Raw genomic sequence first — 13,657 nt, 5'->3', positions numbered from 1 at the left:
ATGATTCCAAAGACTATTGGTCACCAGAAAATGCCAGCCTTTTCGTGCCAGCTATATTTGTCCAGTGTGTTACCCCATCCAAAAATCATCCACATCCTGATGTTACGTTAGATATAGAGAAAACAGGTTGTACTGTGCAATATGCTAACCGCATAAGCGAATATAATTTCTAAGCTGATATTGTCTGGCTGTTGGGAGCTAAACAATATAAATATCGCCAGTTGCCAGAACGGTTATATAGACCAGGAGCGTTTCGGCTCCTGGTCTGTTTCGGACATATTATCAATCAGCCACTAATAGCGGACTAGGGATACCAGATGATGAAACAAACAGCCCTTTTACGGCACGGGTTGCAGCCACATGCAGTAACGCGCGCTCATTAAATAATGCATCACGCTGTTCAACGGGATCATCGGATGCTAATGCTTTTATTTCCGGCACAACGCCTTCGTTAATCCCCACCAGGAACACATACTGGAACTCAAGCCCTTTAATACGGTGCATCGTTGCAACTCGCACGCCTGGGCGTGCATCGCTGTCACCGCTATCATTGCCTAAATTAAATGTCTCAATTCCGGCGTCATTGAGTGCTGATGCGTAGCGGTCGCAAGCATGTTTAGTACGCGCAGTAATGCAGATATCCTGAGAACGAACCTGATTCGCCAGCAATGCCTGAATTTGCTTGACGAGTGTTGCAGCCTCTTCTTTGAAATCTGCCGCATGCGTAATCATGGGCTTTTCCCCGTGCAGTAATGACAAATAATCATTACTGGTATCCGCTTCGCCATCGAGGTTATCAACCTTCACACCAGTTAACAGCCCAACAGCAAATTGACGCGTCTCTTCTGTGGTCCGATAGTTAATCTTCAATTTTTTACTGCGACGACCACGGACGTTAATACCACACTGACCAAGAACGACCTTATTGCGATAAATACGCTGATGCCCATCCCCGACAATAAACAGATCGTTGGGCGACTCGGGAACCAGGCTGCGAATAAGAGTAAATGCCGGGGCACCGATATCTTGAGCTTCATCGACGACAATACTGCTATAAGGTAGTTGGACCTGCTTTTCTTTAAACAGAACAATAGCCTCATGCATGGCATCGCCCATTTCGCGCAGTTTGGCACGCGCCATTTGTGCTCTGAATTCTTCGAAAACTGGCCAGATTTTCGCCCGTTGAATACGGGATAACGCTGTACCACGTCCAACCCGGCTGACTTTGAGGTATTCCTCCCGGGTGTAAACCGCATTTGGCTGGACAACGCGTTGCCACTCTTCAGCATAGAAATTGTCAGGTAGCCCCAGTTCGGCAGGTGCCTGCTGCAAGGCATAGTTCCAGCATTTACGTCGCCCTTCATCGCTGTCGTATACCACGCGGAAATCATAACCGTGGCGTTTTAGTTGGTCGCTCATCCAGGCATCAATGTTAACGACGTCAATACGCGCCATCTCTTCTCGCGTACACAACCGCTGGAGATTAGCGCGAATATCTGCCGCCAGGTTACGCGTAAAGGTCGTGAAAAGTACCTTCTTACCGGGTTTATCTACCAGACGCTGAGATAACCACCGCGCACGGTGCATTGCAACAACCGTTTTCCCTGTACCTGCACCGCCCAGTACTCGTACCGGACCATTAGCGGGCGACTCCACCAGTTTTCGCTGGCTCGGATGCAGAAATACACGCCATTTTTCTAAAGGCGCATTAAGCATCTGCAACAGCTCCTGTTCATTTTCAACGACATGGAAGCGACGTTTACTTCGTTCAATCGCCTCCATAAAGTCGTTGGTATCAACAGGCTCATCACGATGATCGTTAAACTCTTCCAGCACTTCCTGGTAATCCAGCCCTTCTGCCAGCCAGTGCAGAGGTTCCCAGGCTTCTGCTGGCATTATGCTTTCAAGTTGATTAAGCCCGGCTTCATCGGTAAGCGCCATCACCTGATCAATAAAGACAGGCGGCACACCCAGGGCCAGAATCTGTTCCGCGCTGTAAGCTGCGAAGAGTTTCGGTTTATCAACCACCGTTTCCGCTGCCGGTTTGATATAGCTAATATCAATGACCTGAATCGCGCCAGTAACCGGGTGAATCGAACAATCATGCCGCCGCGCCCAGTCATATGCTTCGTCGTGTTTATCCACCCACATCAGCATATACAGAGCACCCTGTTCAGGTTTCAGAACAATGCCGCGATAAGTTTGATCGATTCGCACCGAATGGACATTTTTACTGCGCGCATCGTGGATCTTTTCATAGTTAAGTCCATTACTGGTCGGGTCCTGACGGAATTTGGAGATGAATTCCTGCACCTTTTTTTGCTGTGCTTTTGGGATCCGCGCGAATGCGCCCAGAAAACCATCAGAAAGTGCCACCTTGGGCGTTTGCACCGTCATTTGTCACCTCCGGACAGATGTTGCAATGTATTTTCGTCAATTGGCCCGAATGCAACGTGCCAACCCCTGGTTGTGAATAATGGAATAAATTCTTGATTATCAATAATCAATGCCCATTTTTGTGATGGCCAGGCGAGATCGGCTTCCGCAATAATTTCACCTTCATCATTTTGCAATTCGTAGCCGAGAGTCGGCGCAGAGAGAGAATGAGACTGAAGCAACGCGATCTCTTCAGCGCTTAATAAGCCAAACTCAATAATCTCAGCCCAACTTTCATCAGTCTCTGGTACTGCCTCTGGCGTTGCCGTAACTTTAACGTCAACGCTTTCCTGCGGTAAATGCACGGCTTTACGGCTGGTAAAGGTCATATCCGGCAGGAACTGTAACAGGTTTACCAGTCGCCAGAAGCCATTGAGTCCCGCTTCATAACCGTCATCCTGCGTATAGCGATCGTCAAAACAGATATGCAAACGCAGCCAGCTGCGCATTTGTGCGACACTGGTCGTCGGTTTAATGGCTTGTTGTGGCAACACCGAAGCCAGCTCAATAAATTGCTGCGATGAGTTACAGCTATCGAGTAAACCACCAAAGACAAACGGTTCGTCTGGCAAAAGCTCTGCTAGCCGCCAGTCTGGCGCGTTTTCCTGCATTTCATAGGCATACTTTTGTTTTGTTCCCGCGTCCTGTGACTTCTTCACATCCAACCACACCCAGGCATGTGCAGCAGCCATTTTCTGCCATAACTGCGTTCTTCCGCCCGGATCAGCGAGATAATCCAGCAGCAGTGCAAAACTGTTGCGTTCCCGGAACGACGCTTCAAGGGCCGCAAAGTTGGTATCGTGAAACAGGTTATAAAACTTAGGCTGTTTCATATCCGGGTTATGCCCAAGCCCCAGGACATCCTGAACATGTTTAAGCCCAGGCTCTTTGAGATCGGCCCACGTGACTGTCCACACCCAGAAATTACCGCTATCCCGAATCGCCTGGCGTTTTTGCACATCCTCTGCGACGCTATTTTTGTGAAACGCAAAGCCATCAAGGAAAATAGCTACCGGTTTAATGGCATCAGACTGCATAAGCGGATATAGCACGTAATCCGGGCGACAAGGGATCCCCACTGCCTCTTTAGCGCCTAAATCCACCTGAGCTTTAAGATGCCAGCTCATCATCGGTTCGCTGCGGGTGTTAATAATCCACCCAGCGCCCTGATGCGCGTAACTGCGACTGACAATCAGGTTTTTATTTTCTTGCAGGCAGCTAATAAACCGTTTTTCCAGCTCACTGCCCATCATGGCTTCGAGGGAAATGTTTTTGATGGAATCAATTACCCGTATCGAATCTCTTGCCTGCAAAATTTTCGCCAGCAAGAGACGCGCCTGATCGCGGGAGACATACTTCATGCGCCCACGGTCACGGTAAGCGTAAACGCAACGATAACAACCATCTTTATGCGTATCATGGTTGCAACTGCATTCCACTATCGCCTGATAGGCCAGTTCAAGTAATTTCAGCAAATTGTCGGGAGTGCGCATCAGCTCTTTAAGAGAACCAGTCCCCCCCGGGACGGTATCGTAAATCACCAGATACTGCCGCCAGGATTCGCCTTCATTTTCCGGCTCGCGGTACACAACGCCTTTCAGGTGATCGACATTCCCCTTGAAGTAATGTTTAAGACCTAGCTGGATCGCCGCCCCAAGAGAAGCCTCCACGACACGGTCATTACTGTAACTGCTTACCGGGAGCAGAATACGCAACGCTTCTGACTCCAGCTGGCGATAGAGATAGAGATAATCTTCGAACTTCGCCTTTTCCGGTTCCGTGCGATATTTGCAGCTCAAATCATGACGGGGTTCATGATCGCGAGGACGCTGTACCATGCCGCACCCTAGGCAAACTTTAAACCCGGTTCGCTTCTTCGCTTCTCCGGCAATCATCAACTCATTGGCATCATCCGCCATTTTGCCGAAGTTGATATCCCGCAGGGTGACTTTGCTTAAAAATTCAAAACCAAACGGAACTTCGCCTTCCTCAATCGCGTATGCCGCCGATACATCCTCTTTTTCGAAACTAACCAATAGCTGACGCTGGAAGAAAGCAGGTTCACGACTGTCGCTCTCGTCGCTGATCTGGCTATCACGTGCGCTGGCGCGGGCATAAACCTGGCGAAGTTTCAGCAGCGTGGTTTTTTGTCCGGCGTCGGCCCACCCCGGTGTGCCACATTTCGGGCAATATTTATGCTGGTCGCCCGTCTGGTCGATATTTTCGCTGTAGTTACAGTGGCTACAGATACGCCAGTTCTCCGGCTCAGAGACCTTCAGGTCTATCTGCTCAATTTCAACTTTATGCCCACCGGCATAGAAATTATTCAGCGGAGCCAGCTCAGCCAGCGCCGTTGATGCCGGGCGTTCATATTCGAAAGTGGTGTTTTGATATTCACGTGCTTCCCCGCCTTCTTTACGCCGCCAGAGCACAGAACGTAACGTAATACCGGCTTCCGGGAAGGCGTAGTTAGGCAGCAGACCTTCATCCGTGAGGAAATTCAGCGTTTGCTTATTGTTGATTTGATTGACCAGCGCCATCAGCGCCTGCCGTTCCGAAGTTAACTCGCGCATATCGCTGTCAAAGTTTTGATCGCGCGGCGCATTCTCCAGTTTATCGATACTGCGCTTGAGTTTATCGATGCGTGAACGCAGAGATTTGCGATCTTCTACCAGCAGTTTTAACGCCTCTTCGATACGCTGCACCAGAGAGCGTTGTCCTGGCGCGCCCTGAAGATAAGACAACAACTGTTGGCGAGTTTCTGCGGCAAGATCGGGGAAGATCGCCGTAAATTGTGCAGCAATCTCCGCATGATGCTGTTCGATATATCTCAGTAAGTTATACGGAAAACCCGATTTACGCCCGAACTCCAGCTCATCCAGCATCTGTTTGACGTTTTTACAGATAGCGGATTCTGGTACACCGGTTTTCACCCAGTTATCCATACAAAAAGCTGCCAGCTGGCGTTCGAGAATAGCCGTTGCATTGAGGAAGACGCCAGGAGCCTGCACCTGGCCCTGCATCATCTCCAGCGGTTCTTCAAAGAAAAACTGATCGTGCGGGTTCCCTTCTGCCACGGTAATGTTTAACGCGTTACCATCTTTACGACCGGCGCGACCAATACGCTGCAAGTAGTTGGCCTGAGCAGGTGGGACAGAACAGAGTAAAACGGTGGAAAGATCCCCAACGTCAATACCCATCTCGAGCGTCGGTGTTGCCGACAACAGGTTGATATTCCACGGTTGGTTGCCACGGTAGAACGATTTTTCGGTGGCTTCGCGATCTTCACGGCTAAGCAGCCCCGTGTGTTCTGCGCCCTGCACGCGCGCGATGTCCATGTTCTCCCAACGCCAGGTCGCCATATTGTCGACTTCCTGGTAACGACCTTCACAACGTAAAGAGAGACAAGGCGCATTACGCCACTGCCAGCCTTGATCGGCCGGAGCCCGGACAACCTCACGGCAACATGAGCAATTAAGCTGAACGACGTCACGGCTCACCACCAGCGCCGAAGGCACCAGTCCCCAGGCTTCACGCCCTTTGGTGTCAAAATCTTTTACTACTCCGGCTATTTTCAACGCCGTAAACAGGCGTCGTAACACTGTTTCCGCAACGCTACTGATAAACAGATTATTGCCGTTACTCAGCGTGCGATTGATCCAATGCTGATACCAACTGGGGTTAGACTTCGCGCCAATCAGGCGATGGAAACCATTAATTTTTTCAAACGACGCATAAGCCGGTTTACGCGTTTTCGGACCGATAGAAGGCATATAGCGCGAGGTACGCTCTTTTTGCGTCATCATAAAGGTCGTGCCATCACGGCGATAACTTTCGAACGCCGGATGCATAACGGCCCCGGCCTGGCGTTGATACCAAATAACCCCCAGCGCCAGGTGCGCGACCTGCTCGACGCTCACACCGGACATCTCATCACCCAGCTCTTCACAAAGCTGTTGATGCAGGGCGGTAATTGCCGGATTAAAGCGTTCTTTATCCACTCCGGCAACGGCATAACCGGTGGCTTCCAGCGTACGTCCGATACGCGCGCGCAGGGTAAATTCGCTGTACACCTCCCAGTCGAGGCGCAGGGAAACCAGCTCCGGCAGATCGGAGTTCTCCGCCAGTTTGCCTTCATTTTTCAGTGTCTGATAATCATTCAGCCACTGCATATTTGGTGCGATGAAGTTCGCTGCAAAATGAGCATCGTCCGGTGAACGTTCACGCGTTTGTTGGCAAACACGCGCCGCGAACGCATCCAGCGGTAATGTCTCTTTTTCGCCAAGAACACTGGCGATTTGCCCACGAATCATCAGCGGCCAGGTTCGGGCAGTAAAAAAGCTGGCACGATGCGCGGCGTCTTGTACCGAGTCAGAAAACGTAATCAGCTTTTTATGTTCGTTGAACTGGCTGCCATAAAGCTGGTGAATCATCACCGCCGACAGACTGGCAGCCCGTGACCCCAGAATCGAAATCCCCTGTTTGCTGTTGCAGTACGGGCATTCATTAGCAAACTCCAGCTCGTCCTTACGCTCTTTGAGCATATCCGGGATCAGTACCTGCAACAGTTCCGTATGACCGCAATGTCCACACTGGGCGCTGGACTGTCGGTTCAGTTTCAGGCAGGTAGGGCACAGTTTCTGGTGTGCGCCACTGACCGCTTTTTCGTTGTTATCCGGGAAAGCAAGGACGATGGAGCGCCCTTTTTCAAAGAACTGGCGATAAATGCCGTCGAGGTCTGTTTCCAGCTGAACGCTTTGCCCATGACGCAGGCTGGCCCAGCCGGTTGCGTGGCAGTCACGGCAGTGGATAACCGGCAAATAGTGTTCGCGATCTTCCACCGCCACATCATCGGCAAACACCAGTCTCGGCGTTTTCGCCACGCTGGCGACCAGACGACGCATCTCACGAAGCCACAACTGGGAACGCAGTTGCACGAACGGCAGCACCGGGCGCGCTTTCTTCGCCTGGAGACGTTTTTGCCGATCGTGGTCCGTTTCCGGTACTTCGAGACGTGCCTGCGCGATCAGCGCCAGAATGCTTTGCAGCACGCGTCGGGCATGGTCGGCGCTTTCTGCCAGCATGACCTGGAGATTTTCCAGACACTCTCGTTCAGAGAGGATCCCGCCTTGCAGATCATGGAGTAAGACATGCATCACGCTGTGGCGGCGTAACAGTGACCCCAGCGCAATACGCTTTTCACGCCCGTCGTCGCTCTCCAGATCGTCCGGGAGTTGCAAGTCGCTGTCGGGGAACCACAAAGGGATTTGTCCGTTGAGATACGCCACCGGGGTAGCGTAACCCTGCGGATCCAGGGCCGAAGCGACCTCCGGCCCCGGATACTGACTGTACGCAATGGTGTAATCCTGCAAGTACTCCGCTGCCGTGTAGCGATCTTCGCGAATAACGGCGTCATCGGTAAACGGCTGGTCAAAGATTGTTTTTGCGTAATCGAGCAGTTGCCCCAGTTCGTCGCCGACGGTAGCTGATGTCCCGACGCAGGCGAATCGTTGGTTATCTACACCTATGTGATGCTTCAGACGTCGCACCAGACAGGCCAGATCCGACCCTTGCGCGCCATCAAACGTATGCAATTCATCCACGACCAGGTAACGCAATGAACCGGGCTGGTTGTAACGCCAGAGCGGCTGATCGCCAGGGCGCATCAGCAGGTAGTCGAGCATTTTGTAGTTGGTCAACAGGATGTCCGGCGGGCTTTCGCGCAGCGTGTGCTTACAGGTAATGACCTTTTCTGCCGACATTTTTTTGCTGGGTTCGATTTCGCTGTCGCCGACAAACAGGCCGACGGTCACCTTGCCATGCAGTTGTGGATCGCTGGCGATGGTTTTGGCGAAACGGCTGGCCTGATCGGTTGCCAGGGCGTTCATCGGGTAGATGATAATTGCTTTAACCCCGGCTTGTGACGCGCCCGCGCAGTGGTTGAGCAGCGGGAACATAAAGCATTCTGTTTTACCGGAGCCGGTACCGGTAGCGACCAGTGTCGGCTGTGGCGCGTCGCTTCCCAGACGCTGAAATGCCCGGGCCTGATGTGCGTGCGGCGGGAACGGCAGCGTCAGATTAGGGAAAAAATTCAGCGGTAAGTCACTTTTACGAAACGGCAACTGGGCGGAAAGGTATGGTCCTTTCAGCAGCGTTTCCGGCTGAGACAGAAATTGCTCCAGCATTGAGACATTATCGTTATTCTCACCGTTAAACAGCGGGCTGTTTAGGGGGAACGCCGCCCGTAAAAAGGCGGCAACGCTGTCGGCGACCTGCCGACTGACAACGGATGGCAGCATCAGGCGCTCTCCTTATCTTGTGCAAAGAACGCCCAGGCCACTTTGTAGTCGTCTTCGCGATCTGGCTTGATAAACGGAGCCTGCCAGGTGACGGTACGGCGCTCGCCTTCGTCGCTGCGGGTATAGTCATCAAAGGTGACGCTGACGGTACCTGTTTTAAGATGTTTGACATCATCCCAGCCGATAGCTTGATCGGTGCAGTCACCGCCGGTCCACTCCGGGCTGTCGACGTTAAAGACAAAGCCGTTTTTCAGGTCAGCTTTACGGGCGGTACGCGGCAGACCGACGCCCACCAGCCCTTTGCTTGGGGTAAAGATAATGCGACCGTTTTGATCGTACCAGGTGTCCGCTTCGTACTGGCGCATAACCGGGAACTGAACGCGATAAATGGTAAGCAGCTCTTCGAGAGTTAACCCCAGCGCCTGCGCCACCAATACGTCGATTTCCACCAGCGCCTGACGACGACTGTAGTCGGAGCGTAAGGCACAGTTACGCTGCCACTCTGGGGTCAGATTGGCGAAGAAATCTTGTGGAAGTTGCGGGAGATCTCGGCTCCAACGCTGGGTGTTGAAGTCTGGGGTGTAGCAGGACTGCCAGAGATCGGCGTATTCACTTGATAGGGCATTTAATAATAAAGTCCTTATTTTTACACCAAAACTTTCGGTATATACGAACCCACCAAGTTGTGCACCGTACAGATCTGACTTTCCAGTTGATTTCAAAATAAAATCATAAACAATTGAATGCGAAAGGCCCGTAAAATTCACCAGTACATTAGTTGACTCAAAGGCCGTAGCGACACATGTGTTAATGTTTGCAAATCCCTTGGGAAGAATAGCGGAGATGAAAGATCTCTCAGAAGATCCTCCAAACATTCTCCGATTAACAAAACGATAATAATCCGTCACCTTCCTCGGCTCGTCTTCATCCTGCTCTTTCCACGAAACCCGTGGTGTGCGCTTTGCATACTCCTGTGCATCACATGCCGGAATGTAGTTAGTGCGCGGCAGATAGTCGTCAGGCAGAGTTAGCAAGTCGAGGTTATCGTATGCTTTATTCGTGTCGCAGATCTCTTTGGGTGTGTTATAGAAAGGATTGCCGACAAAGAAATGTGGACCAGATACAACCCATTGTGAAGGATTTTTTGGAAACTGTGTTTTTCGCAAAATTGTGCCGTCATTTTGTGCATTAACTTCATTCCAATGCTGGGTTGCATAATAGCTGTTTGTAAAATCATTTAATCTCTTAGGTTGACGAGCAAACTTCTCAAGCACCGCTACCAATTGTTTAGAATGTAATGCAGGAAGACGAGCTTGTAGGGCCGGCGTGTCGTCAGAATCATAGAGACGAGCAAATAGTCCTAATTTTATAAAATCAATAGTCACAATTCGATCTAAATGTCCCTGAAAATTCCATTTAGCTTTGGCCTTTCCATCAATCTCAGCTTCTTCTTTAATGCCTGGAACGTTACCATCACCTTTATGTTCGAAACATGCATCAATTGTTTGAGGAATAAACAAATTTACTATGTTCGAAAATACTGGCATTTGAGAAAATGGACCATAGATATTGATGCTGAATCTAGTGTGATTATCCACCTCAGCAAATAGTTTTATTTCATTCGCAAACTGAAAATGAGCCCTCAACCTCGGATAAACTGATGCACGCATCTGCCCACCAGTAGGATCATCATAAATCCCTTCCGGGTGCAGGAGTCCTGTCACACCTCTTTCCGCCCCCAAACGCCACGCCTGCGGCAGGAAGCATTTATACAAATTCGCTTTTTGACCTGCTAGTACCGGGTAGTTCTGCTGCGCATTGAGGAAGTTTTGCATCCCTTCACAGCCTTCATACTCGTTGCGCCAGGCCGCTTCCAGCGCCGGGATCTGGTTAAAGGTATCAATACGCAACGTTGCCAGCTTCGATGCACTCAGCTTACGCAGCACAAATTCCGGCTCGTAATCACCCAGCACGCCAGCTTCCTGCCATTCCACTTTCAGCCACGGCGGGTTTCCGAGCATCAGGTCAAAACCGCCGCGCTCGGCAAACAGGTCGCAGAACTCCAGATCCCAGTGGAAGAAACGGTGCTGCTTTCTCAGGGCATCGACAATCGCCAGACGCGGCAAATGACGGAACAACACCTCAGTTTTCAGACGACCTGCGCCGGAAAACAGTGAAGACTCTTCTCGCAGCAGACCTTCTTCGGCAAACAGATCGCCTGTGGTGTGCTCCGCAACTTCAGTGACTTTTTCCGTGATTACAATCCCGTCGAGCAGGGTTTCAATCTCAAACAACCAGGTGCCGCGATCCGGTAGCTCATCGGCTTTGTCGATCGGCCAGAACCACAGCGCGCACCAGTAGTCCATTACCCAACGCAGCTTCTGGTAGGCACTGTTATCTTCAAGACGACCACTGAAGGTTTCATCTTTACTGCTCAGCGAAGAACGCGTCTGCTCGCTGTTTTCTGCCGGCCACACCGGGTAGCTGTCGGCGGTTTTCAGACGTTCTGCTTTAAGTTGCTGGCGATAGGTGTTCCACAGAGCTTCCACCTTTTCGCTGATACGCTGCACATCAGCAATCTCATGCCCGGCAAAGCTTTTAATAAACTCTTTGCGCCAGCTGTCCAGGGCTTTGAAGTCATCCGGATAACGCTGCTTAACAGTTTTATCGCTGTAGTTAGCCATACCGCCGTCGGGCAGCAGGAAGTGGAAAATCTGCGTCTCTTCACGCGGCGTGTTCATCGCCAGCTCGACCGGCTCGCTGTTAAGCCAGCTCGGATCTTTGGCTTTTTTGTAGGTCAGTTCACTCTTGTTGAAAACCTGACGGCGCGCGCCCACCAGTGAGTTACCGCAGTGCAGCTGGTAACCAAACCACGGTACAAAGGCATCGCCACTGATGGCGTTCAACCACAGTGACACTTCCGCCAGTTCCACCGCCACCGGGTTTAAGTCCACGCCGAAAACGTTGTTGTCGGCAATGTACATTTTCACCCGCTGTAACTCCTGGGTGTAACGATCCTGCGGAATACGGCGACCTTCCGCCTGCTGCTTGTGGAACAGATACGCTTCCGCCAGCTGGTTGATGGCTTCGTTAAGGAACGCCGCGCTGCCCATCGCCGGTTCGCACACGGTGAGGTTTAAGATGGCATCAGCTTTGGCGTGCGGATCGCTAATGGGATCAATTTGCTCTTTAAACAGCTCTTTCAGGGCATATTTAACCAAGGAGCGGGTCAGCACTTCCGGGGTGTAATAAGAGGCAGATTTCTCACGGTCGCGCCCGGCCATACGGTAGATAAAACTGCCTTTGCGGTGAATGCGCAGACTGCCGTCTTTCTCGTAGACCTTCTCGTCTTCGTGGTATTTGCCAATCTCATCCTTACTGACGAAGTAACCCGTCTCCAGCTCGTTAAACTCTTCCCCGGCTTTCTTCACCTCGTAGAGATCTTCGCTGGCGAAGAATCCGCGATAGGAAAGCAGCGCCTCATACACCGCACCTAACTGGTTGATACCCAACTGGCGATAAGAAATACGTCCGCGGCGGTTAAAGCGCCCTTTGCCCGGGCGGCTTAACGACATCGCCTGGATAATCTGTTGCAGGGTTTCGTTACGGAATACCACGCGGTTAAGAATGCGGGTGTTGTTGGCATCGAAAAGATGACTTTCCAGACGCGGGACGCTGAACTGATGACTATGGATGGTGATCCGGTCGCCGCTCTCCAGGTCACTCTGCATTTTCACGCCGCCGTTGTAGCCTTCGCGCACCAGTTTAAACAGCATATTCAGGCTGTCGTGGAAGTAGCGCCCGTTGCGATCTTCTTCGCTGGTCAGCGGGATCATCTCCAGATCGCGCAACGTTTCCAGGCTGTAACCTTGCAGATAGGTTTTGGCGGTCATTGGCGCATAACCCAGCTCCGGGCGCGCTTCAATGTAGAACAGGAACAGCAGGCGGTACATGTAACGCAGACATTCGCGGCTCAGTTCATCCGGGTCCACCGCACGGTTACCGGTATAGTTTGCCAGGCCACGGTCGATCAGATAATGCATCGCTTCGTTGCCCAGCAACTCAATGCTTTCGCGCAGGGCATATTTCAGATCTTCCGAAACACCAAACGCATGTTTGTGCGAATTGTCATCCAGCGAGTCAAGATAAGGTGCCCCACTGCCCGGCAGCAGCGAATCTTTATGTAGCAACACTGCCGTCGCTTTCAGCGTATCCGTTTCACGACGACTTAAAATCTCTTCAAAATCAAAACGTAGCAGACGGTTTTGCGCCCACTTAGTACGGTCCAACAACAATAGCTGACGGTTACCGAGCAGCAGCACAAAACGCGGCGGTTCATTTTGGGTGAAGACCGCCGTAGAGAGCAGATCCTGCCAGCTGCGATATTCACCGTTGGCTTTTTTGCGCAGGCTGTCGCGCTTATGTTTGTCGGTATCCGCCGGGAATTGCGCGGTCAGTAAAGAGAGCGCCAGCGGATCCAGCGTTCCTTCTTCCTGATCGTGTGCTTCAACAATCCACAGCCACGGGCTACCGTCAGTGCTGTTGTAACGCGCCAGTACCGGCAGCGGTGTATCGTCATCCAGCATTTGGATCTGCGGCGTAATTTCGTAGCCCAGCGCCTTTAACAATGGCTGCCAGCGATTACGTTGATCGGCCAGACGCTGCGGGATCTGACGCTGTTTTTCGTGCTCGGCAAGTTTGCGGAAAAACTCAGTCGCCAGACTGTTAAACTGGTTCCACGGAGCGCGGTATCCCGGCTCTACGTCTTTGCCCTGTTCACGAGCGGCACGCTCCGCTTCACGCGCGGCATTTTCCTGGGCTATCCAGGGTTCCAGCACATCGCGGATATCACTGGTGAAAACCTCACCCAAATAATGGTTAGAGTAAAATTCATTTTCGTTATTAATACCGACCAGCGCCAT

At 51.6% G+C, this 13,657-nt stretch carries 3 protein-coding genes; all 3 read right to left on the bottom strand.

All coding sequences use genetic code 11. The features are described from left to right. Window positions 1–282: 282 nt before the first annotated feature. From BEB54_RS14705 to BEB54_RS14695, 3 genes are read right to left on the bottom strand one after another with little or no spacing between them, the layout of a single operon-like run. Window positions 283–2,397, bottom strand: a complete 2,115-nt coding sequence (locus BEB54_RS14705; protein ID WP_103253448.1) for a UvrD-helicase domain-containing protein — start codon at window positions 2,395–2,397, stop codon at window positions 283–285. After that, the gene (locus BEB54_RS14700; RefSeq protein ID WP_105277778.1) at window positions 2,394–8,735 is read right to left on the bottom strand and encodes a DEAD/DEAH box helicase; all 6,342 of its coding nucleotides are present in this window, start codon (window positions 8,733–8,735) and stop codon (window positions 2,394–2,396) included. The genes BEB54_RS14705 and BEB54_RS14700 overlap by 4 nt, the downstream gene beginning before the upstream one ends. Further along, window positions 8,735–13,657 (bottom strand): class I SAM-dependent DNA methyltransferase, encoded by a 4,923-nt coding sequence (locus tag BEB54_RS14695; RefSeq protein ID WP_105277777.1) that lies wholly within the window; start codon window positions 13,655–13,657, stop codon window positions 8,735–8,737. The genes BEB54_RS14700 and BEB54_RS14695 overlap by 1 nt, the downstream gene beginning before the upstream one ends.

This window comes from Escherichia sp. MOD1-EC6021, assembly GCF_002965245.1.
Classification (GTDB): domain Bacteria; phylum Pseudomonadota; class Gammaproteobacteria; order Enterobacterales; family Enterobacteriaceae; genus Escherichia; species Escherichia coli_F.
Note: the sequence above shows the minus strand (reverse complement) of the source record. Positions and strands in the feature narration are given on the sequence as shown.